18 protein-coding genes are annotated in these 24,389 nt (G+C 49.0%); 12 read left to right on the top strand and 6 right to left on the bottom strand.

What is annotated here, in order from left to right; genetic code table 11:
- Nucleotides 1-327: 327 nt before the first annotated feature.
- Entirely contained in the window at nt 328-816 is a 489-nt protein-coding gene (locus M3661_RS01205) for a hypothetical protein (RefSeq protein WP_065291467.1), read from the bottom strand.
- Between the two features lie 175 nt (nt 817-991).
- On the opposite strand from M3661_RS01205, the gene M3661_RS01200 reads away from it, so the two are divergent.
- The 3 genes from M3661_RS01200 to M3661_RS01190 all read left to right on the top strand — a co-directional run bounded on the left by M3661_RS01200 (nt 992) and on the right by M3661_RS01190 (nt 4,859).
- Nucleotides 992-1,213, top strand: a complete 222-nt coding sequence (locus M3661_RS01200; protein WP_251481499.1) for a YwbE family protein — start codon at nt 992-994, stop codon at nt 1,211-1,213.
- Between the two features lie 63 nt (nt 1,214-1,276).
- The gene (locus M3661_RS01195; RefSeq protein WP_251481496.1) at nt 1,277-2,776 is read left to right on the top strand and encodes a DEAD/DEAH box helicase; all 1,500 of its coding nucleotides are present in this window, start codon (nt 1,277-1,279) and stop codon (nt 2,774-2,776) included.
- 295 nt (nt 2,777-3,071) lie between these two features.
- Entirely contained in the window at nt 3,072-4,859 is a 1,788-nt protein-coding gene (locus M3661_RS01190; RefSeq protein ID WP_251481493.1) for a diguanylate cyclase, read from the top strand.
- Between the two features lie 148 nt (nt 4,860-5,007).
- Here the strand turns inward: M3661_RS01190 and M3661_RS01185 are convergent, their stop codons facing one another.
- Nucleotides 5,008-6,441 (bottom strand): erythromycin esterase family protein, encoded by a 1,434-nt coding sequence (locus M3661_RS01185; protein ID WP_251481489.1) that lies wholly within the window; start codon nt 6,439-6,441, stop codon nt 5,008-5,010.
- A gap of 115 nt (nt 6,442-6,556) precedes the next feature.
- Nucleotides 6,557-7,990, bottom strand: coding sequence for an erythromycin esterase family protein (locus M3661_RS01180; protein ID WP_251481486.1), 1,434 nt, complete (start codon nt 7,988-7,990; stop codon nt 6,557-6,559).
- Between the two features lie 703 nt (nt 7,991-8,693).
- Between M3661_RS01180 and M3661_RS01175 the strand changes: the two genes are divergently transcribed.
- Both M3661_RS01175 and M3661_RS01170 read left to right on the top strand, forming a co-directional pair.
- Nucleotides 8,694-9,983 carry an NCS2 family permease gene (locus M3661_RS01175; protein ID WP_142544902.1) on the top strand — a complete coding sequence of 430 codons (1,290 nt, stop codon included), beginning with the start codon at nt 8,694-8,696 and terminating at the stop codon, nt 9,981-9,983.
- 305 nt (nt 9,984-10,288) lie between these two features.
- Nucleotides 10,289-11,722, top strand: a complete 1,434-nt coding sequence (locus M3661_RS01170) for an amino acid permease (RefSeq protein ID WP_251481481.1) — start codon at nt 10,289-10,291, stop codon at nt 11,720-11,722.
- An 80-nt stretch (nt 11,723-11,802) separates the two neighbouring features.
- Here the strand turns inward: M3661_RS01170 and M3661_RS01165 are convergent, their stop codons facing one another.
- Nucleotides 11,803-12,147, bottom strand: a complete 345-nt coding sequence (locus M3661_RS01165) for a DUF1360 domain-containing protein (RefSeq protein WP_021257289.1) — start codon at nt 12,145-12,147, stop codon at nt 11,803-11,805.
- Nucleotides 12,148-12,246: 99 nt separating this feature from the next.
- Between M3661_RS01165 and M3661_RS01160 the strand changes: the two genes are divergently transcribed.
- The 6 genes from M3661_RS01160 to M3661_RS01135 all read left to right on the top strand — a co-directional run bounded on the left by M3661_RS01160 (nt 12,247) and on the right by M3661_RS01135 (nt 19,834).
- Nucleotides 12,247-12,390: a hypothetical protein gene (locus M3661_RS01160; protein ID WP_155987347.1), complete on the top strand. Its 144-nt coding sequence runs from the start codon at nt 12,247-12,249 to the stop codon at nt 12,388-12,390.
- A gap of 320 nt (nt 12,391-12,710) precedes the next feature.
- A complete protein-coding gene (locus M3661_RS01155) occupies nt 12,711-13,286 on the top strand; it encodes a TetR/AcrR family transcriptional regulator (protein ID WP_021257287.1) in 576 nt (191 codons plus the stop codon).
- Nucleotides 13,287-13,451: 165 nt separating this feature from the next.
- Complete coding sequence (locus M3661_RS01150) at nt 13,452-14,714, top strand: MFS transporter (protein ID WP_251481477.1); 1,263 nt, start codon at nt 13,452-13,454, stop codon at nt 14,712-14,714.
- A 100-nt stretch (nt 14,715-14,814) separates the two neighbouring features.
- Nucleotides 14,815-17,433: an ATP-dependent helicase HrpB gene (gene hrpB / locus M3661_RS01145; protein WP_251481473.1), complete on the top strand. Its 2,619-nt coding sequence runs from the start codon at nt 14,815-14,817 to the stop codon at nt 17,431-17,433.
- 149 nt (nt 17,434-17,582) lie between these two features.
- Nucleotides 17,583-18,071, top strand: a complete 489-nt coding sequence (locus tag M3661_RS01140) for a CcdC family protein (protein ID WP_251481470.1) — start codon at nt 17,583-17,585, stop codon at nt 18,069-18,071.
- 422 nt (nt 18,072-18,493) lie between these two features.
- Nucleotides 18,494-19,834: a radical SAM/SPASM domain-containing protein gene (locus M3661_RS01135; protein WP_251482102.1), complete on the top strand. Its 1,341-nt coding sequence runs from the start codon at nt 18,494-18,496 to the stop codon at nt 19,832-19,834.
- A gap of 335 nt (nt 19,835-20,169) precedes the next feature.
- Here the strand turns inward: M3661_RS01135 and M3661_RS01130 are convergent, their stop codons facing one another.
- Nucleotides 20,170-21,147 carry an aromatic ring-hydroxylating oxygenase subunit alpha gene (locus tag M3661_RS01130; RefSeq protein WP_251481466.1) on the bottom strand — a complete coding sequence of 326 codons (978 nt, stop codon included), beginning with the start codon at nt 21,145-21,147 and terminating at the stop codon, nt 20,170-20,172.
- A gap of 286 nt (nt 21,148-21,433) precedes the next feature.
- Between M3661_RS01130 and M3661_RS01125 the strand changes: the two genes are divergently transcribed.
- Nucleotides 21,434-22,795 (top strand): nucleobase:cation symporter-2 family protein, encoded by a 1,362-nt coding sequence (locus tag M3661_RS01125; RefSeq protein ID WP_251481464.1) that lies wholly within the window; start codon nt 21,434-21,436, stop codon nt 22,793-22,795.
- A gap of 120 nt (nt 22,796-22,915) precedes the next feature.
- Here M3661_RS01125 and M3661_RS01120 read toward each other — a convergent pair whose 3' ends face one another.
- Nucleotides 22,916-24,253 carry a TrkH family potassium uptake protein gene (locus M3661_RS01120; protein WP_065291481.1) on the bottom strand — a complete coding sequence of 446 codons (1,338 nt, stop codon included), beginning with the start codon at nt 24,251-24,253 and terminating at the stop codon, nt 22,916-22,918.
- Between the last annotated feature and the right edge of the window lie 136 nt (nt 24,254-24,389).

Here is a 24,389-nt window from a genome sequence, read left to right as displayed (position 1 = left end):
GAATCAGTCACATCGAGCGCTTGAATGTTGATCCGCTCCTTGACGCCCAGTCTTCTGCCTCATGCATTAGGCGGGAGGATTGATGGGGATTGCGCATGGTGGCTACTCTATATGTATGAGTAAATTGCTTGCTTGATAGCGTCGTTCCCCCTGTCTGTTTGACATAGAGGTGAAGCGTGGAGTGGGTATGGTAGTGATATCCATGGTTGGATATGCATGAAGTGCAAGGAGGCATATAGTATGCTGAATATGCAAGAAATCATAAAGTTAGGGGAAAGATGCTGCCTGAGTCTGTACGGCACTTCTTCCCCCCCCCTTCGCTGGCTGCTATGAATTTGCTGGTGAGAAGCCTTCCTCTTGCAAGTACTCCTCTGCTTCCTCACGCGTCTCGAATGTCATTTCCAGGCTCTCGCCCGCATAGATGTTCCACAACTCAAAGTCATACTCGAGCCATAGTGTCTCGTTGTTGTCATTGATATAGGGCTCTCTGCTGCTCTCTTCAGCAGTGTCTTCCATCTCGACGTCAGCCTCTTGTGAAGCAGGCGACATGGAATCAATGGAGGCGCGAATGAGCTTGCGAAGCTCCTCTTCCGAGTATTCACGGATGTTGACCATGCCTTTGGCATCTGTATCATAACCCGATACATAGCCGGCATAGACGAATCCGTTGCCGTTCGGATGCAGGTGATAGACGACAATCTTCTTCTCCACAATGCTGTCTTCATAGTGGAAGTTCACCCGTCCCAGTGATACATTATTACGCTCAAGCTCTGGGAACGATTCGATAACCGCTAGTTTCTGTTCAAACGTCAGCATGTTACCTCCTGAATTTATACGATGGAATCGATATTGATGGTCCATTATACCATAGGGACGTTTCCGTGTATAATATGTGGATACCACTGTCGTTCACATACATGAAAATGTTGGCGTAGTCGGTTTTGCTGCAAGTCAGCAGTTAAGGATAGAATGAGCAAGGAGCAGTGTCTTCATGGAACAGAATGGACAGCAGCGAAAGCATATATTTGCTGGTCTTGAGGTGGATATTGTGCTGAAGCAGAATCAGCGTACGGGCAAGACGACAAGAGGTATCGTGAAGGATATTCTGACGAATTCTCCATCTCATCCGCATGGCATCAAGGTACGTCTGCAGGATGGACAAGTAGGCAGAGTGAAGTCGATTTTCCATACATCATCACAAGATAAGGACTAGATTGAATTATACAGAAATGGGGTGGCCTGTCTGACGGGCTTAAATCAACGAGGATTTGCACAATTGGGAGTAACGAAGCAATTGGTGCACACATTGAATCAACATGGGATTGCGGTGCCAACACCGGTTCAGGCTGAGACGATTCCGGTCGTACTGTCGGGAGAAGATGTTGTATCCCAGGCACAGACGGGAACAGGCAAGACACTGGCTTTCCTGCTGCCAATTATTCAGCGCATTGATGCAGGTTCAACACATGTTCAGGCGTTGATTGTTGCGCCTACGCGAGAGCTGGCTCTGCAAATTACGGCAGAAGCGAAGAAGCTTATTGGGGCTTATGAAGGAGTGAACGTGCTTGCCGTATACGGTGGTCAAGATGTAGAACGCCAAATGCGCAAGCTTCAGGGCGGGCGTCAGCTTGTCATCGGAACGCCAGGTCGATTGCTTGATCATCTGAGACGCGGGACAATCTCGCTGTCGAAAGTGAAGACATTGGTATTGGATGAGGCGGATCAAATGCTTCATATGGGCTTCTTAGGGGAAGTGGAGGAAATTATTCGCCAGATTCCAACGAATCGCCAGACGCTGCTGTTCTCTGCTACTATGCCAGTAAATGTAAGGCGCTTGGCGGAGCGATTTATGCGCAGTCCGATTGATATCCATGTGCAGAGCGAGCGTATTACCGTGAAGAACGTGAAGCAGATTGTCGTGCAAACGACAGATCGTGCCAAGCAGGCGACTCTGTGCAAACTTATTGATGAGCATCGCCCTTATCAAGCCATTATTTTCTGCCGGACGAAGCGCAGAGCAAGCAAGCTGAATGAAGAATTGCTTGAAATGGGCTATGATTCGGACGAGCTTCATGGCGACTTGTCGCAGTCGAAGCGGGAACAGGTTATGGAACGCTTCCGTAAGGTGAAGATGCAACTGCTTGTCGCGACGGATGTTGCGGCACGAGGGCTGGATGTAGAGGGTATTACACATGTGTTCAACTATGATGTCCCTCAGGATGCAGAGAGCTATATCCACCGCATTGGCCGTACAGGCCGCGCAGGTGCGCAAGGGATTGCCATCACATTCGCGTCGCCTAGAGATCGCATGGCTGTTGAGTTGATTGAGCGCGGCATCGGACAGAAGCTGGAACGTCGCAATCAAGATGGGGAGCAGACTGAGAATGCTGGCGACGTTCGGACTGGTCGTGGCAAGAAGGCAGACAATGAACGCAGTTCCGAACGTGGCGGACGCGGCAATAGTCGTGGAACACGAAGCGGCGCGAAGGATGCACGCGTTCAAGGTGCAGCTCGAGGTGGACGCGGTGCTGCTCGCGGCAATCAAGGCAGTGATGCGGGTGGCCGTGGCGGACGGCGTGAAGCGAGAAATGAAGGCCATGGCGGACGCAGCAGTGCGCGCGATGGACGAGGCCAGGGCCGTAGTTCCCGGTCGCAGTCAAGCCAAGGCGCTGGTCGCCAAGAGAGCCGCGGCAAGTCTGGCAGCCAATCCGGCGGCCGTTCGAGCCAAGGTGGAGGTCGTTCATCCGGTCGTGGCGGCGGACGTCGTTCTCGATAGAGCATGTTACATTTAAATACAATAATCGTGTAAGGCGGTTATAATAGGAGGGCTGTCTCGAATTGGGCAGCCCTTTTGCCCATGGTGATATAGTTGCTTTTGTTTCAACAGCAGGCTGATTTCGTTATATAGTAAAAAGGACACAAATGTGGCAGTTACTTGGGGCTAAGGTATCTTCATGTCTTGTAATTGTTAGAATTTGAGCCTGTCTTCCTGTAGATATATGATACTATGTTACTAATCACACCATGATTCGGATTGAAACAAGTGATAGGCGGAAAGGTTGAGAGCATCAATGCATCGCATACGAGATCCACTGGCAAGCTTATTTAGTATACCGACTGTGCCTAAACAGAAATGGATAGCCTTGACTATTGGCTTCGTCACGCTGGTTAGCACTCTTGTGGTTATACCGTATGCATCAACGCCGCTATGGGGGGTAACTCCCTTTTTCCCGATCTTTATTGCATGGAACATGTTTGGTGATTTCATGACTTCGCATTTGCTTTATATTCAATATCGTGCAACTGGTTATAAGCCAATCTTGATTTTATCGGGGACGTTTTTTTTTACAGGGCTAATTATGATTCCGCATCTTCTGACTTTCCCAGGCATATTCAGTGATAAGGGGGTTCTGTACGCAGGGACTCGGGCTTCGGTATGGTTCTGGGGATGTTGGCATGCGGGATTTCCAGCAGGGATACTGCTGTATACGTTCAGTATCCAGAAGGAGTCCTATTCGCGATCAGAGCACAAGAATAAGACGGCTGCTTCAACTGTGATGTTTATTGTTGTAGTGCTGGTTGTCGGGATGATTACGTATATATTGGCAGGTCAGCATGAATGGCTGCCTACGCTTATCTCGGATAGCAGCCATGGTCTTCTCCTTTCAACAGGGATAGGCCCTATTGTATGGGTAATTAGTCTTGTGGCTTGTATGTATTTGTATGTGGTAACTCGAGGAAGGAGCCTGCTGCACTTATGGCTTCTTTTGTCTGTTTTCACATTCTTTTTGGATGTGTCGATCACTTTGCTGGCCAACGATAGATACACGCTTGGCTGGTACGCGGCATGCGTGAACTCGTTGCTGTCGGCAACAGTTGTTCTATTTGTCTTCTTTTATCAGATGAATCAGCTCAATGTGAAGCTCCATCATTCTCAACGGGCGCTCCACAATTCGCAGGAACAAATTGCAATTATTCTTGATAGCATTACCGATGCTTTTCTTGCAGTAGACAAGCAGTGGTGCTATACGTATATGAATAAGGAAGCGGAGAAGTATCTGGAGTTCTCCTTCGAAGTTGTAAAAGGACGGTCCATTTGGGATATTAATCCCCACTTGAAGCAGACCAAGCTGTACGAGGTGTGCCACCAAGTCATGGAGCGGGGAGAACCGGCGGAGATTACGGAGTTTGATCAGCTGCATGGCAGATGGCTGGAGAATCGCGTATTTCCGTCTCGCAACGGGGTGTCGGTGTACTTCCATGATGTAACTGAACGGATTGTAGCGGAAGAGCAGATGAAGGAAGCAAATAAAAAGCTGCAGATGGCGAATCGGCTCCTAACTGATTTCTCCTATACCGATGGGTTGACCGGGGTTTACAATCGCAGATACTTCGATCGGATGATGAATCAGGAATGGGAGCGGGTTAAGAAGCAGAAGAGTCCACTATCACTAATTATGCTCGATGTCGATTATTTCAAAAAATATAACGATACGTATGGTCATCTAGCTGGGGATGAATGCTTGCGACGAGTAGCGCAGGCAGTTCAGAATACGGTTACAACGCCGCTTGCCGTTGTTGCCAGATACGGTGGGGAAGAGTTCGGCGTGATATTGCCAATGACGGATCTTCGTCAGGCTGTGGCCATCGGTGAGCAAATTCGTCTTCATGTAGAGTCGCTTAAAGTACCGCACGCTGGCTCAGAGGTGAGTCTAGTTGTGACCTGCTCGCTTGGTGTTGCATCCTGCAGCATTGAGGATATTCAGGACTCAGAACCGAATACGCTGGTTGCCAAGGCGGATCAGAAGCTGTACCGGGCGAAGCAGTCTGGCCGCAATCGATTAGTAGCAGTGGATTAATGAAGGATAGGGGATTCAGAAGCAGTTGAATCCCTCTATCCTAATTTTTTTATGCATTTACAATGCTGCATAAGCTGGGACGTGATTGCTTATCAGCGTACCTAGCTGCAAGCTTCTTAATGATGAAGTTTCGGAGCTTGATAACTACTTATTTCTCCAAATATGTTGGAGGTGTGACGTCGTTGATGAACAAGATGCCATCATATTGCTCGCTCGGAATGCTGCTTATTGGCGAGATGCCTGTTACGTATGACGTCATTGGCTGCGACATCCATGTAGTGCCTGGAACGGCTGGAGCATGGCTCATATCGATGAACGAGTAAGGCTTGCCGATGCTTGTCATAAGTTCCTCTATAGAATGCGGCATAGGCGGAAGTACGTCATAGATTTCACGTGTGACATGCGCGTTCTGTCCTTTGCCTAGGAATAAGCCCATCACGTATCCTTGGTCTTTATACTTGGTTGTCTGCATAATCTCGCCCATATTGCGAAGCGGCAATGCTATGCCGAACTCTTTGGAATGTGCCTTGCTAATATGTCCGTTGTGTGCCCATACGATGATTTTTTCATTTTTATAGACGTTGTCAGCAAGCCATACTAAGTTATCAGCCATCATCTGGTCGCGATACTCCCACGATTGGATCATGGACATATAATCGAGGTTTTTGCCCTCCATATATAGAGTAGACTTAATTGTCAGTTCCATGTATTCACGAACAATTTGAATTCGGTTGTCGATTGCGCGTTGTACAAGCTGTACGATATGCGGGTTGTCCGGGAACTGCTTGCGCAGCGCCTGTTCACGCTTTGGAATGGTCGCTTTTATTTGCTCATACAGCTTCAAGTAGCTTGGTTTTACCTTCTGATACCCCTCCAGATCCGAGCTCATTTCCCATTCGTCCAGTGCTAGTTCAATCTCCTGGAACTGCTTGGCAAGCTTCGCATCGCCCATCCAATCGGCAGCGAACATGACGCCCTGCGGCTGCATATCGTAGCCGGCCAGCATGAGCGGCTTATCGGTACGCTTCGTATCTTGAATGTATTGATACAGTGGCACGGTCTCTTGTGCTTGCCAGATGCGGAATATGGAATCCTTCATTGTCGCAATCGGCTTTTGCGAGCTTACATTGCCATAAGCGCCGGCTGCATTGCCTAAGTTCGTCTCGAAGGCGATGACATTGAACCCAAGCTCCTGATGTAAATATTGAATGAGACGTGTTTTGGCGGAGTTGTATTGAGCTGCCCCATGTGAACTCTCGCCTAAATAGACGATTCGCTTGTCTTGCAGTAATGGCTTTAAGGCCTCTAAATCGGCAAATTTCTTGGGTGCGATTCGTGCGTCTGATTCAGTCTGTTCAGGATTGATCGAATTCAGCGAGACTGCGTTGTCGCTCAGCCAGTTCTTCCAATCTTCACGTGTTTGTGGGCTGGTACGTGCTTGCTCCAGCTGATCTCCCTGCTTATCAGATGAAGCCTGAGCATGTATAGGGGCTCCGAAGGAGAGCATTGTGCCAAGTGCGATAACGGAAGCGAGAGCTAGAGATAAGCTTTGGCGTTTCCATGTGCCTTTTTTTGATTTCATCGGATTGTCCTCCAAGTGTTAGGTATCGCAGCTGCGATTCATTGTGTTGCCATCGTTCGCTTGCCGGCTGCGGTTTCATTCAATCTTTTGAAACATCTATCGGTGCAAGCAGTTGTTACTTAATCGGTGTTGGCGGCTGTACCTTGTCGATGTAGAGAATCCCGTCGTATTGCTCGCGAGGTACGAATACCTCTGGCAGCAATCCGAAGTACAGTGCGGTACGCGGCTCGTCCATCCATGATGTTCCAGAGCCCTTCATTGCATATCGCATATCGACAAAGGAATAGGGCTGATTGGCTGCCTTCATAATGGATTCGATGGAGCTAGGCGGTAGCGGCTGAACCTCAAGAGGGTCTCCCATATTGTCATGTGTTGTTCCGCTTCCTGCATATAGACCGATTGTGTAGCTATAAGGACCGAACATCGATTCCTGCATAAGTTCACCCATGAATCGCCCTGCGACAGGCATGAATGATTGCTCCATTTTAGATTCAGCTTTGCTGATATGGGCATTGTGTCCCCAGACGATAATCTTTTCCATTGGATAGATTTCAGTTGCCAGCCAGAGCAGATTGTCGGCCATCGCCTTATCCCGCCATTCCATCATCTTCGTCGCTACTGCATAGTCGCCAGTCTGCGCAGCAATATTCGACTTGATCGACAGCTCGATGTACTCATCTACGACGCGAAGGCGGTCATCCAGGGTTCGGTTCACCATTGCAACGATATGCGGATTGTCCGGGTACAGGGCCTTCAACTGAGCTTCGTTGGCTGCAACCTTTGTCTTAACGTCTTTGTACAGCTTTTGCAATTCCGGCTTCACTGCGGAGTAAGCAGCAAGGTCTTCGGAATTGGTCCAGCGGAACAGCTTCTTCTCGGTTTCAGCAAATTGCGTTGCCAGCTTTTCATCCTTCAGGATCTCTCCGTTGAGAAATGGTCCCAAGGATTGCATGTCAAATCCAGCAAGCTTAATCGGCGTTTCCGTTGACTGTGAATCTTGGATGTATTGGAACAATGGAGTCGTTTCTTTAGCCCACCATTGTGGAAATACGGATTTCTTCATCAATTGCTCCGCCTCGCTTGTCTTTACATTGCCGAACGCGGTTGCTGCATTGCCGAGCGGTGATTCGAAGGCGACGACATTGAACCCAAGCTCCTGATGGAGAAATTGAATTAATCGTGTCTTGGCGGAATTGAATTCGCCTACACCATGAGAACTTTCGCCCAAGTATACGATGCGTTTATCCGACAAAAGCGGTTTCAGCATGTCCAAGTCTTTGAAACGCTCGCCTGTGACGGCCCCGTCTTTCGTGCTCTCTGGGGTAATGGTATCTAATGTATAAGCATTATTTTTAATCCATTTGTGCCAATCCTCTGTAAATTTTGTTGAAGATGTTCCGGCAATTGTTGTGCTTTGCATGCTAGTTGCTGCTGTTGCGGCTTGACCATGTACAGTTGACTGCCAACTAAGCATTGAGCCTAACGCAATGACGGATGCAAACAATACAGGAATGCTTTTTCGTTTCCAAGTCGTCGAAAATGATTTCATAAAATGATGTCTCCTTACGATTTATAGTGATGAGTATGTAAACTGATATTATTTTCCGGGAAATACCGGTGAATATGATTGTAGCAGGAATAGATTGATTTAAGCCATATGTTTGATGACGTATACGACAAGTATTGATACTCCGCAAGCAAGCAAGAATTGCAGACCCATCTTCGTTATAGTCTTGTTCATAAACTCCCGGGCTCCTCTCGTGTCGTTGATGATCCAAGCATATCCTAAATGGAAGGCAATTGCCGTATATTCTGCTTGAATAGAGCAGCTTCTGGGGTGAATGGAGCGGTTCGGTGGATGAATAGTACTGATGACTCTAAGCGGACATTGTCGGAATGCCCCGGAAAAACGGTGTTTGAAGAATGTGAGGACTCCAATTGTAGACATACTATCCATAAGGGGAGCAGGCAAGCATTGAAGAATCTCTCTCGCAAGGAAGGGAACACTTATATAGATCGTTGTTTCATTTAGTCACAATTGGTAAAGATGGGCTTACTCGGCTTGTGATGAAATTGGTTGATAAGCATAATGTTCGTATTTAGCTGGGTTATCTGGCTAATTTTCTGTGTTATATTGGAATATATGTGACCTAAAAACGAATAAATGTACAAATTTATTGACAAAGAATCGCCTTTCTAATAAGATGCCTAAGTGTTAGTTTTGTTGCTTATGAAAGGAGCAGCTTGATCCAATGGAAAAATGGTTTAAATTGAAAGAAAACGGAACGAACGCGCGCACAGAAGTGACGGCGGGCATTACAACGTTCTTAACGATGGTATATATCGTTGTCGTGAATCCAGCGATATTGTCGAGTGCTGGAGTTCCATTCCAGCAAGTGTTTACCGCAACGGTAATCTCGGCAATTATCGGTACGTTATATATGGCTTTGTTCGCGAATCACCCAATTGCTGTAGCACCAGGAATGGGGATGAATGCATACTTTGCTTCTGTAGTAGCTTCACAGGGTGTGAGCTATCAGGCTGTATTTGGAGCAGTGTTCCTGGCAGGTATTATCTTCTTGTTGCTGACGTTTACGAAGCTGCGTGAAACGCTTATTGAGTCAATTCCCAGTTCGTTGAAGTTTGGGATTACGGCAGGCATTGGCCTCTTTATCGCTTTTATCGGCTTGAAATCCTCCGGTATTGTCGTGCCGAATGAGGCAACCATGGTTGCTTTCGGGGATTTGCATAAACCGGTAACGGTGCTAACCTTGGCGGGATTGTTCATCACGCTTATCCTGATGGCCCGTAAGATACAGGGTGCCTTGTTCATCGGTATGGCAGCTACGGCGATTATCGGTTACTTCATGGGCTTGATGAAGTTTGACGGCTTTATTGCGCTTCCAACAGCACCAGTGCTGTTCGATGTGGATATAGCGGGTGTATTCTCTCATGGCCTATACACAGTTGTATTTGCCTTCTTGCTCGTTACGATCTTCGATACAACGGGTACGATGATTGGGGTAGCGGAGCAGGCAGGTCTAATGAAGAACAATCAATTTCCGCGTGCGAAACAGGCATTGATGGCGGATGCGCTTGCGACAACAGCAGGTTCTTTGATGGGAACGACACCATCCAGTGCGTACATTGAATCTTCGGCAGGTGTTGCTGCTGGTGGACGTACAGGATTGACCTCCGTTGTTGTAGCGGGGTTGTTCTTCCTGTCCCTATTCTTCTCGCCGGTTCTCGCAGGGATTTCATCCTTGCCAGCGATTACAGCTCCAGTGCTTATTATTGTTGGCTGCTTCATGATGGATGGATTGGCGCGTATTGAATGGAAGCATTTCGATGAAGCTTTCCCGGCATTTGCAATCCTGATCAGTATGCCGCTTACATCCAGCATTGCTACAGGGATTGCGATCGGCTTCATTACGTATCCGCTTATGAAGCTATTTAGCGGCAAAGGGAAAGAAGTACATCCGATTCTATATGTATTTGGCGTAATCTTCGCTATTCAAATGGCTTTCTTCCCGGCCCACTAAGGTTGTTGGCAGGAATCCAATATCGTAAGGAAAAGCCTCGGAACTCAGCTCCGGGGCTTTTTTATATTTTTGAATTCGGATCAAACCCCTATTTGTTGTAAGTCGTCTGATAGGCTAGGAGTGGTCGTAGTGGCATAAAGTGTACACGAACTGGGCAATTTATAGGTAATGTGGATGCCCCAATATGATCCAACAAATGAAGAAGTTTCTTTATGAATCCATATCTTGATAATTGTATACTAATAAAGTGTCTTCACACATAATTGTAATACATTTCCACAAGTAGTGAGAGGAGCTTTTGCAACATGAACCGCAACGACGATAACAAAAAGCTTCGATGGTATAACATTGCCTTGATAGCTTTCGTCTCCGTGTGGGGGTTTGGCAACGTTGTTAATAACTATGCAAACCAAGGGTTAACGGTTGTAACATCTTGGATACTTATTATCGCGCTGTATTTCGTGCCTTACGCACTCATGGTTGGACAAATGGGTTCAACATTTAAAAATGATCAAGGCGGCGTTAGTTCCTGGGTAAAAGAAACGATGGGACCTACAGTCGCTTATTTGGCTGCTTGGACGTACTGGGTTGTTCACATCCCATATCTGGCTCAGAAGCCGCAAGGGATCCTGATCGCACTCGGCTGGACAGTAACAGGCAGTGGGAACTTTATTAATCAGTTCTCCACATTGACGCTGCAGCTTATCTGCTTAGCCGTATTTCTCGTATTTCTGTGGGTAGCTTCCCGCGGGCTCAATTCCTTGAAGAAAATCGGTACGATTGCAGGGATGTCCATCTTCATTATGTCGCTTCTGTACATTGTGCTTGCGGTGACAGCACCTGCACTGACGGGCGCGACGATTGCGACGGCAGATATGTCGGTCAGCTCGTTTATTCCGGACTTCAACTTCGCATACTTCACAACATTGTCCATGCTCGTATTTGCCGTAGGTGGAGCGGAGAAAATCTCACCATACGTCAACAATACGAACAATCCTTCGAAGGAATTCCCTCGTGGGATGCTGATTCTGGCGGGGATGGTTGCTGTATGTGCCTTGCTCGGTTCGTTCGCGATGGGCATGATGTTCGATTCGAACAACATTCCAGCAGATTTGAAGATGAACGGACAGTATTATGCGTTCAAGATGCTTGGTGAATATTATGGAATCGGCAATACATTCCTCGTGCTGTATGCGATTGCGAACACACTTGCGCAAATTTCGGCGTTGGCCTTCTCTATCGATGCACCGCTGAAAGTATTGCTGCTTGATGCGGACAAGAAGTTCGTGCCTCAGAAACTGATGAAGACGAACGAGCGCAACACGCCAGTCAATGGATACATTATGACAGCTGTACTTGTAGGGATTCTGATTGTTATTCCTGCGATCGGAATTGGTAACATGAACTCGCTCTTCAACTGGCTGCTTGATCTGAACTCGATCGTAATGCCGCTTCGTTACCTATGGGTATTTGCAGCCTTCATGGCGCTCATGAAGCTAGGGGACAAGTTCCAATCCGATTATAAATTTGTGAAAAATCGCAAGATTGGCTTCATGATCGGCTTGTGGTGTTTCGTCTTTACGGCATTCGCTTGTATTATGGGGATGTTCCCTAAAGTTGAAGCATTTACGTCAGAATGGTACTTCCAGCTATTGTTGAACGTCATTACGCCATTCATATTGCTTGGTTTAGGCTTGATCTTGCCGATGATCGCAAGACTGGGCAAGAACAAACGATAATGATCGTTTTATGAATAGGACAGGAGCTCAAGCTAAGCTTGGGCTCCTTTTTTGTGTGCTTGCCTAGCAAGCGTGCAACATTACATCTTTCGCAGCAAGTAGGTCTCGATTAGCGCGGCAATGCCAGCGACAGCTAATAATACGATAAATGGATAGGTGACGGGGGCGTAGAACTGCAGTGCTGTCAGCAAGGTGGCACACCAAATGCCTGTACACCAATGGCAGCTTATTAGTGAGCCCAGCCAATAGCGAAGCCCCTTGCCTCTTGGTTCCGTAATTCGCGACACATTGCCATTCTCATCGGTTACATACGTAACAGACAAAAAAGGCTTGCGCAGCCATTCCATAATGTCGTCATAGACGAGCAGATGGGTCAGGCGAAAGGAAGCCAGCGCTAATATGAACAGCTCAATCCAGGTGATCATCATACATTCTCCTTTCCGCTTGGCAGATGTCGACATGTCCAATCCATCTAGTGAGAGACTGCATATGCTAGAAACGGATATAGGGAATGGAGGTGACAGATGATGTGCTTCTGCAACCAGATGAATAAGGTCAGCAGCCCAATCAAGGTCATTCAGAGTGATGCGAAGCCGCAATCTCCGCAGGGCATCCAGATGACAGCACGGAAAGTTGAAGCGGTATCTGCAATTAAGCCGATTCGATAAGTCATGTAGCTGGTAAGATGTACTCCAACATATGCATTGGTCCACAGCAAGGTGATTTCAGTTCATGGGAAGGCTCCTGCTCCTACCTTAAGGCCTGTTCCGTCATAAGACGGGCAGGCTCTTTTTGTGTTACCTATCAAATTGGGCTTGAGCAGACACACTTCTTATCGTGCGGAGTGTGTTTTCTTTGCTTTTCTGTGTAAAAAAGAGGGGTGCGAGGCCTTGCTTGTTGTCAAAAAGGTAAGGTATAATGATGACATCAACTAAGAAAACTACTTTTGTTTTTATAGTTTTATGTCGGCGTGAATGGAGGGAATTTCATGCGCGAACGGATTATGAAGGCATTTATAGAGGAATTGCAAGACAAAGGGATCAAATTCACGATGGATGATTTGGCGCGTCGTCTTGGGATGAGCAAGCGCACTTTGTATGAGCATTTCTCTTCAAAAGCGGAACTGCTAGATACGATCATAGAACAGACGATGCACGAAAGTGATGCGAAGACTGAAGAAATCATGAAGAATGACACCTTGTCGCTTCTGGATAAATTGAAAGCGGTAATGACCGTGCTTCCGAATCACTTTGAGCTGTATGACAACCGAATCTTGGAGCAAATGAAGCGCGTATACCCTGAGCAGTGGTCAAAGATTGATAAGGCTCTCCGGGATGATTGGGAGATGCTGCGAATCTTGCTGGAGCAGGGGATGGAGGAAGGCATCATATTAAGGCATAATGCGGCCTTTATCGTGAAGGTAATTACGGATGCGTTCAATTCAACCTTGGATCAGCGATTTTTTGCTAAGCAGAACATTTCGCTGCCGGATGCATTAAAGTCGATTGCAGATATTATGCTGTATGGGCTTGTTGCTAGAGATCAATCTGAGGAACAGAGATAATCCATGCAAGGGGATTTATCTTATCGCTAATTCAAGGCTCATGCTTCACACTGGGGACATGAGGTCGTTCATGTTGGAATCATCAGGTTATATCGACTGAACCATTAGCCTCAGTCTTTTGCCTAAGAAAACTTATAAAAACAAATTAGTTTTAGGAGTGGGATTATGTCTTTCATGAGGCAGATTAGTCGCGCACAGTGGATTGGCCTCGTGCTCGTTATCGGTATTTTATTTATTGACATGTTATTGTACAGTTTGTTCATTCCAGTCGTGCCGTATTTTACAACCGAGTATGCGATGTCTTCGACCACACTTGGTATTCTGTTCGGCAGTTATGCAGCAGCTCTGTTCATTACCACGCCTTTTTTCGGGCGGGTTGCAGATAAATTTGGCAGACGCAAGACGATCTTAACGGGTCTTGTGTTCATGATGATATCTACCATGCTGTTCGTATTCTCGCAAACGACGGCAATGCTCATTACGGCTCGCTTCCTGCAAGGCTTAGCTGCGGCTGCGTCATGGACAGCAGCAATGGCGCTGCTGGCTGATCTGTTCTCTGGGCCGGTACGTGGAGCGGCAATGGGCTTCGCCATGACAGGGATATCATCGGGCTCCCTGCTCGGTGCTCCAATTGGAGGCTGGTTGTTTGAGATTGGCGATCACCATACGCCATTCTGGTTCGCAGCAGCATTGACGGCAGTTATTTCGATCATTGTCGTGTTTGCACTGCGCGAACCTGTCAGAGAGGAGCGTCAGGCCGAAGGAGGAGGCACGTTCTCCCTGCTGCGGCAGCGGACGATTCTGTTCGTTGCTTCGATTATCCTGCTTGCTGAGACGACATTGACAATGCTGGAGCCGCTCCTTCCGGTCTATGTTACTGAGCAATTCCAGATGTCTCCGCTTGCGCTTGGCATGCTGTTCGGTGTCATGACACTGAGCTATGGAATGATCGCTCCAATAGCGGGAACACTTACAGCCAAGCATAATCCTTTCCGACTCATGCTAATTGGGCTTGTTGGTTTGGCGCTTACGTTGCCATTAATCGCATTTGCAGGCAATGTGACTCTATTGATGATGGCAGGCTGCTTGGTAGGGGCAGCAGTAGGGTTTACGCTGTCGCCGACATTGCCAACACTAGGTGCCATCGTGGATGGCGATTCATCGGGCGGTGATTATGGGGTGGCATACGCCCTATTCAATATGATTCATGCGGCGGGGATGATGCTTGGACCAATCGCTGGAGGAGTGTTGACGGATGCGCTGCCAGTGTCGTCCTCGCTCATTGTCATCAGCGTGATCATTGTATCAGCCGTGTTCGGCTTGAGCTTGCTGAAGCGCCGCCATAAGCAGACCTTCTCCATAAGCATGAGCGGAGTAGAACCAGTGCAGACGATGAAGGCTAACGGCAAGAGCGTATATAATAATTGATGATCGGAATCAATGAAGTGTAATTTCGATAATCTTGATGTAGGGAAGCTGTCTCGTCTATGATGGATGAGACAGCTTTTTTATCGTATGGAGGATGGAAATGAGTGGGAATCATTTACCGATAGATGATGTATTGCCAGAATTGAAATCGGCGCTGAGCAGCCATACAGGGGCGGTATTGGTAGCTGAGCCAGGTGCGGGGAAGACGACCCGTGTACCGCTGTCGCTGCTGGATGAGTCATGGCTCCAAGGACTGCGGATTCTCATGCTGGAGCCGCGGCGTATTGCAGCGCGTTCTGCTGCACGCTACATGGCTCGTGCACTGGGTGAGCAGGCCGGTGAGACAGTAGGATATCGTGTGCGTTTGGATACGTGCATAAGTGAAAAGACGCGCATTGAGGTCATTACGGAGGGAATTCTGACTCGCATGCTCCAAGAGGATCCTTCCTTGGAAGGGGTAGGACTCGTTATATTCGATGAGTTCCATGAGCGGCATTTGCATGCAGATGTCGGCTTGGCCCTCACCGCCGAATCACAATCTGTCTTGCGCGAGGATCTCCGTATCCTCGTGATGTCGGCGACGCTTGAGGCAGAACCAGTCGCGGCCATGCTGGGAGGAGCGCCAATAGTGGTCAGCAAGGGTCGCAGTTATCCGGTCGAGACGATATATGCTGAACGGCGTGAAGATACTCTACTTGAGCCGCGTATCGTAAGGACGATTATGCTGGCGCTTCATCGTCATGAAGGAGACATCATGGTATTCCTTCCTGGAGCGGGGGAGATTCGGCGCGTGCAGACTGCTCTGGAGCAGGAGTTGACGAAGAACGGGTGGATTGAACGTGCATATATTGCCCCGTTATATGGACAGCTGTCGGCGGCTGCACAGGATGCTGCGATTAGCCCCTCAACGAATGGGATGCGCAAGATCGTGCTGGCTACTGCCATAGCAGAGACGAGCTTAACCGTGGAAGGAGTAAGGATCGTGATCGACAGCGGTCAGATGCGTGTGCCGCGCTTCTCTCCACGTACAGGCCTTACGCGGCTGGAGACGGTTCCGGTGTCACGTGCTTCAGCCGATCAGCGCCGTGGTCGCGCGGGGCGTCTTGGACCTGGGGTCTGTTACCGATTGTGGACGAGAAAAGAAGAGAGACAGCTCCCTGCACATCATGTGCCGGAGATACTTGCGGCTGATCTCGCCTCGTTAGCATTGGAGCTGGCTGCATGGGGGACGGAGGCATCTGATCTGAAGTGGCTGACTCCACCGCCTCCTGCAGCACTTCAACAAGCGGAAGAACTGCTCGTTCAGCTCGGAGCGCTGTCCGAGTCTGGCACACTGACTTCGCATGGTCGTACGCTGGCCAAGTTGGGGCTTCATCCTCGCTTCGCACATATGATCGTGAAGGGGATGGAGCTTGGACTGGGAGAAGCAGCATGTACGCTTGCTGCGCTGCTGGAGGAGCGGGATGTCATTCGCCATAGTGGTAGCAGTGCTAACTCAAGGGGGGGATTCGGGCAAGCGGGACAGACACCTGCAGCGTTGAACCCCGATTTAGGACTGCGCATGGAACTGTTGACGCTAGGAACACATTCACCATCACGTCATTCTTGTCAAGGGGATGTCGATGAGAGTGTGCTGCGACGGATTCATGAGCAGGCGAAGCAGTACAGACTGGCCTTCCGTATGGGACAGGATGATAAGCAACAAGTACAGCGCAATGCGGATTTGGCCGACGAGGATGCATGGAGCTTGCTTGCTGCCTTCGCTTATCCGGATCGGATTGCCGAGCGTCGTTCAGATGGGCGCTACTTGCTGCGCAATGGACGCGGCGCGGCCTTTACGCAAGCTGCTGCAAGCGGAACCCTGCTGGCACAGTCGCCTTATATTGTGGCGGTACAGCTTGACGATGCTGGCACCGATGGTCGGATTGTGCTTGCAGTGTCACTTGGCAGGGCGGTGCTGGAGCGTTACTTCGCGAGCGAGTTTACACGGGAAGACCTGATTGCTTGGGATCGGACGACCCAGTCGGTTCGAGCTCGGGAACGCGTTCGTCTAGGGGCGCTCACGCTTAAGGATATGCCGCACAGCGCACCTGATGCAGATGCGGTGCAGCATGCCTTGCTGGAAGGCATCGTCCAAGAGGGGCTTGCCCTCCTGCCATGGACGAAGCCGGCGCGCCAGTGGCAGGCGAGGCTCCAATTCATGCACCGGCACCTGCCTGAGGAATGGCCGGATGCCAGTGAAGAAGCCCTCTTAGCCACCTTGGAGGAGTGGCTTGGCCCGCATATATATGGTATGCGCAGCCGTGATGATCTTGGCAAGCTAAGCCTTACGACGGTCTTCGAGTCGATGCTGACGTGGGAACAGCGCCAGCAGCTTGATAAGGAGGCGCCGACACATATTGCAGTGCCCAGCGGTTCGCGCATTGCGGTCGATTATCAGGATCCTGATCGTCCGCTGCTGGCTGTACGGCTGCAGGAAGTATTCGGCCTGCATGATACGCCGCGCATTGCGGGCGGACGAGTAGCACTGACGATGCATTTGCTCTCGCCAGCACAGAGGCCTGTACAGGTAACGCAGGATTTGGCCAGCTTCTGGGCGACGACTTATTTTGACGTGAAGAAGGATTTGAAGGGGCGCTATCCCAAACATTATTGGCCGGATAATCCCCTGGAGGCGATTGCAACCCGGCGCACCAGACCGGCTCCGGATAAGATATAGCATGCAATGTTAAGATCCCTCGCTGGCTATTGGTATGTGAATGTAAAATTCGATATAATAGATCTTACAGGAAATGACCAGCGGGTCTAATGAATAGTGAGCAGTAATAACGATAACTATAGGCTTGTACTTAGTGGAGGTGATGTTGCATGTCACATGCACTCGTGTCATCACAGTTGATGTCACTGATTGTGTCCTTGTGTGCGGGGACGGGGGTAATCATACTGCGTCTGCGTGCGGCGAACAAGCCGACCTCAATGAAGAAGATAATTATGCCACCCATCGGTATGGCAACTGGATTCGGTATGTTCATCGTCCCTGCGATGCGTATTCCGTGGCTATGGGCGATCGGAGCTTTTCTCGCAGGGGCATTGATCTTCGCCTATCCGCTTATTCGCACATCCCGGTTCGAACGAATAGGCGAGGAAGTATATTTGAAGCGATCGAATATGTTCATTGTCGTCATTGTTGGATTGCTCGTACTGCGGCTCATTCTGCACGATGTTGTGGAGCAGTATGTGTCGATCTCACAGAGTGCGTCCATGTTCTTCATCCTGGCATTCGGCATGCTGCTGCCATGGCGCTTGGCTATGATGATGCAGTATAAGAAGCTGATGGCAGAGAGAGTGGAGCAGTAACAATTGTTGAGGTTAAGGTAAATTAGAGGCTGTACCCGCCTTCATGGAGTAAGGTTGGGTGCAGCTTTTTTGCATTGTGTTAAACGGACGGATGATAGCTGGATTTGAATATCTATCCACGAGAACGTGACGGGCGTCATTGTCCTGCTGCGTGGTGTGCGTCATCATGGAAGGACTAGAAGCACGTGTGCTAACAGGAAAAAGGATGGGATTACGACATGGCACAACAAGACTCACAGCATACTTCTCGGCAAGCTTCCTCATCTAACATGCAGCAGCCTTATCAGGGTGCGGCTTGCGCGAAGCAAGAGCCGAATTCAGGAAACAATGAGGGCGCCTATACCTGTTCACAAGGAGCTTCAACTTCAACCACTCATTGTAATGGCCAATATGCAGCTGACAAGGCTTCTTCTAGTCAGCCTATGGTGACATGGCGTCCTTCAAGGTTCAATGCGCAGACGAAGGTTGATGATGGAGGGCTCGTACTATATAACAGCTATTCTGGAGCAATTGCTTCGTTCTCTGCGGAAGAACAGACACGAGTGCTGTCTTGGCTGCGGCCGGGACAGGCTGAGGTGGAACCGAAAAATGCCGTCTATCGCGATTTATTGGAGCATGGCTTCCTTGTTCCGGCTGACACGGACGAGATGCGGCGCGCACAGTTCCTTCATCAGGCGATGCACCAGCTTGATGCGATGCATTTGGTGCTGCTTGTAACAGAAGCGTGCAACTTCCGCTGCAACTACTGTTACGAATACTTCCCACGGGGCAATATGCGGAACGAAGTCGTAGAGGGATTAATTGCCTATATGGAGCAGCGGGCCAAGACGCTCAACTTCTTGACCATCAGCTGGCATGGAGGAGAGCCGCTGCTTGCTCCGCATGTAATCGAGCAGCTGTCGAGCGCGTTCATCGATGTTTGCGACAAATACGATGTCGCTTATCAAGCGGAAATATCCACGAATGGATATTACTTAACACGGGAGCTATTCGAACAACTGCTAGATTTACATATTGATCGGTATATGGTTACGATTGATGGCCCTGCTGAAGTGCACAATGCGCGAAGAGGATTATTTGGGGGCGGAGATACTTATGAGCGAATCATCGCGAATTTGCTCTCGCTTAAGCAGGTGAAGCGCCCATTCGAGATTAACATTCGCGTGAACTTTGACAACAGCAATCTGGATGCGGTTCATGCATTCATTCCTATGCTGCATGACTTGTTCGGCGATGACAAGCGGTTCTCCGTCTACTTCCGTCCAGTCGGCTGCATGGGGGGAGAGAATGATCTGACGCTCCCGGTATGTGATGTCCGCACTAAGGATAAGGAGATATGGGCATTGAATGAAGAAGCCATCCAGGCAGGACTGCAAGTAAGCTCCTTCATTAAGGACATTTTGCTGCCGACAGGGGCGGTCTGCTATGCGGCGAAGCCGAACTCGATGATTGTCGGATCAGATGGCAATCTGTACAAGTGCTCGGTTGCGCTTGAACAAGCAAACAATCAACTGGGGCGTATTCATGAGGATGGGACACTAGAGCTCGATATGGACAAAATGGCCGTCTGGACCACTTCCGGTGAAGAAACAGATGAGAACTGTCAATCCTGCTTCTTCCGCCCAGCCTGTCAGGGCAACCACTGCCCCTTATATCGGATGCGGTCGGGCGAGCGGCCATGCTCCTATGAGAAGCGGCAGATTAAGCAGGTGCTGCGTACGATTTGGCTTCAATCTGTGGAGCACTTGTCAGCTATTCAGTAACTATAACGATCTAGGCCTTGTCATTCTGACAGCGGGTCTTCCATATGCTGAACATCCATTGATCGCAAGGAGGTGAGTAAGAAAGTGAAAGTGATTCGTCCAGCAGCGAAGCCGACATCCATCAAGACAGGACGCTTGTCCAAGTCTGTACCTGGGAGCTTGAGCTAATCCATATCCATAAATCTAAGCTAATGTTTGTCACAGCAGAAATGCTGCGATTGTATGTAACGCTAAAAGCCTGGGAACCCCACTCCCAGGCTTTTCTCTATTTCCCTGCAACAAGAGTTAACCGTAACAAGGAATGATAGGATAGACATCTCAACATTCCGGTTACGTTACGCCGTTCCCCACACAACACCAAGCTCTTTCAGATATTGGCGGTAGGCGATGCTGACACGGTCGCATTTCAGTGACAGCTCGACTTGCAAATCAAGCGGCAGATCCTCTGGTTTCTGATTTTCTACGATTGGCTTGTCCTGCGCGAAAATCATGTCTTGGAACTTTACGATATCTTCGTCCGATAGGCCTGGATCATAATTGAAGGACAGAACCCCGTAAGCCACAGAGGTCGTTGCATCCTTCGGCTGCACCGTAAGCAGAATGGACATGAGATGACGCGTCTCCTTATCCCGCTTCGTGAACTTCACTGTAAGCGGACGGGCAATCTCGTACGTATAATAGACATTCTTCGCTTGACCGGAACCGTCTGGATCGGGCTGAAATACTTCAATTTCCTCGGAACGGATGCCCTCCGGTACACGATGAACCCGGTAATCCCCAATCTCTGTGTGCGTTTCTACGCCTAAGTAGCCCTCATGGACGACAGCGAGATGACCCACATCTAGGAAGTTCTCTACAATGCGCGGCGGCTTGGCTTCTACGGATTGCGGCCCCCATATTACATTGCGCCAGCCCTCGGCACCGAACTCTTCAAATGGGAACCATGGTGTATCCGTGTTCCCGAGATTGACCCATATAAGACCATAACGCTCCTCACAACCGTACGTAATCGCATGCGCCTTCTTCGGAATGGCTTGATCCGTTGGCAGCTGTGGAATGCGTGAACAAGCGCCGGAGCCCTCGAACTCCCATGCATGATACGGACAGACAAGCTTCCCATCCTTCACGCAGCCTAGCGACAGTGCAGCCCCGCGATGCACACACAAATCCTTGAACGCATGCACGCCTTCTTCTGTCCGAAAAATGACGACACGTTCTCCCATTATCAGCACCTGCAGCGGCTTCTCCTGCACATCCTGTGCACGGCAAGCAACAATCCATTCATTACGCAATACGGCATCATTTACGATCATGATGTAGACAGTCTCCTTTTTAATGATCCGGGTATCCATAGCTGAATCCGAATGTAATGTTCTTAATCTATTGGGTGTAATACATGAAATCTTCGTATTATTGCTTCTTATACTATTATTTTAGGAAATATATCGGAGGGAGTCAACATAAAACACGAACAATAAATAAAAATAAATAATAAACATTCGTAATTTGTCTATACAAAACGAAATGTTCCCTCTATAATCAGGGTGTGATCAAAATCATAACGAACGTTACAGCATACGTGGGGGGAAACGAGCACACATGGAACAATCAGCGAAGTCGAACACGCTTGTCGTTGGGGTAGATGATAAGATTGGCGCCGGGAAGGCCTTTCTATTAGGACTCCAGCACGTGTTGGCTATGGATTTGTACATCGCACCGATCATTATTGCAGGCTTGCTGTCACTGAATGCAACAGACACATCATTCTTTATTCAAATGTGCTTTATCGGAACAGGAATTGCGACCTTAATCCAAACGGGCTTCGGCTTGCGACTGCCAGTCGTGCAGGGGCCGTCCTATGTGCCTATTGGCGCAATGGGGGCGATTGGAAGCAAGCTTGGATTAGGGGCCATGACAGGGAGCTTAATACCGGGGGCATTGCTCATGATGCTGCTCGGCATGCCGATGAAATGGTTCGCGAAGGCTGTACGCCGTATGATTCCGCCGCTGGTAGGGGGAACCGTAATACTAATTGTCGGTATTTCCTTGATGCCAACGGGAATGAACAATATTTATCGTGCAGAAGGAGACTTGTGGACGAATATTCTCATCGCTGCTGTATCGGCGGGGATTCTTATTGTTTGTATGCTTCTTGGACGCCAGTCGAAGAAGCTGGGTACGGTATCGCGTCTTATTTCGGTCATTGTGGCTATTGTCGCGGGTACGCTGTTTGCATCCATGTTTGGCAAGGTTGATTTCTCACGGGTAGCAGAGGCTGACGCATTTTCGATTCCTAGCTTTTTCCCATTCGGTGCGCCTGAATTCAATCTCAGTGCGATTATGACGATGATGTTCGTCTACTTCATCATTCTGATTGAAACAACAGGAACGTGGTTCGTTATTTCTTCCATTACAGGCAAGGAGCTCACGGATGAGCGCTTGAACCGTGCAGCGGCTGGGGAAGGGCTAGGCTGCTTCGTTGGGGCATTGTTCGGTGGAACGCCAATGACAGGCTATTCTTCCAATGCAGGACTGATCGCGGTTACAGGCGTAGGAAGCCGGATGGCAATTATGGCAGGCGGCGGTATCTTGATAGCGCTGGGTCTGATGCCGAAGCTGTCTGCAGCGATTACGTGCATTCCAGAGCCGGTTATTAACGGCATATTCGGTGTTGTCTGTGTAGCCATTGTCGTGAATGGATTGAAGGTCATTCAATTCGTTGACTTGGATGAGCGTGCAATGATGATTATCGGCGTGCCAATCCTGCTTACGATGGCTGTAACTGTACTTCCTGAGGGCGCCTTGACGGGGCTGCCTGATTTCGCGGTATACGTATTGTCCTCCGGTATTACTGTCGGGGCGCTGGCGGCATTGATTCTGAATTTGGTCATCCCAAGCGGCAAGAAGAAGGGTGTGGCGGAATCCACTGTGGTGGGTTCTGGCGGGGAACAGACGGCCTAGTAGAACCTTGTGTGCTTATGGTTCAATCTGAAGTACGTCTGGCGTAATTCGATAGTAGTCATATATACAGAGAAATAAAGAAGGCAGCAAGCGATGCTTGCTGCCTTTTGCTGTGTTATTCTATCCGATCATGATTTTGCCCTCTGGGTAACGATACAGAGACTGTTCCTTGCGGTTGCCGAGCGCATAGGCGAGTGTCATTGGACCAATCCGGCCGATGAACATGGTGGCACAGATGACGAACTTGCCGAATGCCGACATTTCAGGTGTAAGCCCCATAGACAACCCTACGGTTGCTACAGCGGACACTGTCTCGAAGAGCAAGGTAATAAACGGCTGATCTTCCGTTATCGCCAGCAGCATGGATACACCGAGTACCATGAAGATGGCAAGGAAGATAATCGTCAACGCCTTGATGATCTGATCCTTAGCAAGCCGATGACGGAACAGCACCGCATCCTCGCGTCCGCGCAGCATCGCATATACGGCGGCCAAGAGGATAGCGAACGTCGTCGTCTTAATTCCGCCGCCTGCAGAGCCTGGAGAGGCGCCGATGAACATAAGAATAATAAGACCGAACTGTGTGACCTGCTTCATATGAGACACATCTACCGTTGTCGTTCCCGATGAACGAGCGGAGATGGACTGGAAGAAGGAAGCGTATATTTTGCCGTCCCAATTGAGCGATCCTAGCGTGTATGCATTTTGGAACTCGAAGATGAAGATGAAGATAGCTCCTGCGACGACCAGAATACCGGTCATGGACAATACCACCTTCGAGTGCAGCGTCAAACGTCGCGATTTTGGAAATTCATACAATTCTGCAAGTACGATGAAGCCAAGTCCGCCAGATAGCACGAGGAAGGTGGCAACTACATTCGTTACGAAATCATCAACATGCAATTGGAAGCTGGAACCGAACAGATCGAATCCCCCGTTGTTGAACAGGGAGATCGAATGGAAAAGTCCGTAATAGAAGGATTGCAGCAGCGGCATGTCGAATGCCCAGCGCAATGTCAGTATAATGGTTCCCGTTCCCTGGATGATAAAAACAAATATAATTACGCGGCGAATGGTCCGTACAATGCCTTCCATGCTATTTGCGTTGATCGACTCCTGCAAAATAAGTCGTTCCCGCAAGGAAATGCGCTTGCCGAGCATGAGATAGAAGAGCAGGGCCACGGACATGAAGCCGATGCCGCCGATTTGTACGAGTGAAATAATTACGCCTTGTCCAAATGCAGAGTAGGTTGTCCCAATATCAACAACAACCAGACCGGTTACGCATACCGCCGAAGTAGCGGTGAACAAGGCATCAATGAAGGAAAGGGAGTGTCCAGCTGCCAATGATATCGGCAGCATCAAGATGCATGTCCCGATTGTTATAATGGACAAAAAACCAAGAACCAGCACACGGGCAGGCGTCCAATGCATCGTCCGTTTTCTCCATGAAGTCATGTGAACGTCTCCTTTAGCCATAAATAAGTAGTGAGGAAGGATCGAATCCTGTAACAATATCTTGCGTACGTTGGATCATCATTCGAGTCGATCATTTTCCAAAACGTTCACTAGTATATCGTTCCCCAGAGTGGAT

It is taken from the genome of Paenibacillus sp. MER 180, from assembly GCF_023713665.1.
Classification (GTDB): domain Bacteria; phylum Bacillota; class Bacilli; order Paenibacillales; family Paenibacillaceae; genus Paenibacillus_B; species Paenibacillus_B suaedae.
The sequence above is the reverse complement of the archived record's forward strand: the minus strand, read 5'-3'. Positions and strand labels throughout refer to the sequence as shown.

Coding starts and splice junctions, on each gene's coding strand:
- M3661_RS01200 (WP_251481499.1), top strand. CDS start 992: ATGGAACAGAATGGACAGCAGCGAAAGCATATATTTGCTGGTCTTGAG.
- M3661_RS01180 (WP_251481486.1), bottom strand. CDS start 7,990: ATGAAATCATTTTCGACGACTTGGAAACGAAAAAGCATTCCTGTATTG.
- M3661_RS01130 (WP_251481466.1), bottom strand. CDS start 21,147: ATGATCGTAAATGATGCCGTATTGCGTAATGAATGGATTGTTGCTTGC.
- M3661_RS01140 (WP_251481470.1), top strand. CDS start 17,583: ATGTCACATGCACTCGTGTCATCACAGTTGATGTCACTGATTGTGTCC.
- M3661_RS01120 (WP_065291481.1), bottom strand. CDS start 24,253: ATGACTTCATGGAGAAAACGGACGATGCATTGGACGCCTGCCCGTGTG.
- hrpB (WP_251481473.1), top strand. CDS start 14,815: ATGAGTGGGAATCATTTACCGATAGATGATGTATTGCCAGAATTGAAA.
- M3661_RS01185 (WP_251481489.1), bottom strand. CDS start 6,441: ATGAAATCAAAAAAAGGCACATGGAAACGCCAAAGCTTATCTCTAGCT.
- M3661_RS01190 (WP_251481493.1), top strand. CDS start 3,072: ATGCATCGCATACGAGATCCACTGGCAAGCTTATTTAGTATACCGACT.
- M3661_RS01175 (WP_142544902.1), top strand. CDS start 8,694: ATGGAAAAATGGTTTAAATTGAAAGAAAACGGAACGAACGCGCGCACA.
- M3661_RS01170 (WP_251481481.1), top strand. CDS start 10,289: ATGAACCGCAACGACGATAACAAAAAGCTTCGATGGTATAACATTGCC.
- M3661_RS01150 (WP_251481477.1), top strand. CDS start 13,452: ATGTCTTTCATGAGGCAGATTAGTCGCGCACAGTGGATTGGCCTCGTG.
- M3661_RS01165 (WP_021257289.1), bottom strand. CDS start 12,147: ATGATCACCTGGATTGAGCTGTTCATATTAGCGCTGGCTTCCTTTCGC.
- M3661_RS01125 (WP_251481464.1), top strand. CDS start 21,434: ATGGAACAATCAGCGAAGTCGAACACGCTTGTCGTTGGGGTAGATGAT.
- M3661_RS01160 (WP_155987347.1), top strand. CDS start 12,247: ATGATGTGCTTCTGCAACCAGATGAATAAGGTCAGCAGCCCAATCAAG.
- M3661_RS01155 (WP_021257287.1), top strand. CDS start 12,711: ATGCGCGAACGGATTATGAAGGCATTTATAGAGGAATTGCAAGACAAA.
- M3661_RS01205 (WP_065291467.1), bottom strand. CDS start 816: ATGCTGACGTTTGAACAGAAACTAGCGGTTATCGAATCGTTCCCAGAG.
- M3661_RS01135 (WP_251482102.1), top strand. CDS start 18,494: ATGGTGACATGGCGTCCTTCAAGGTTCAATGCGCAGACGAAGGTTGAT.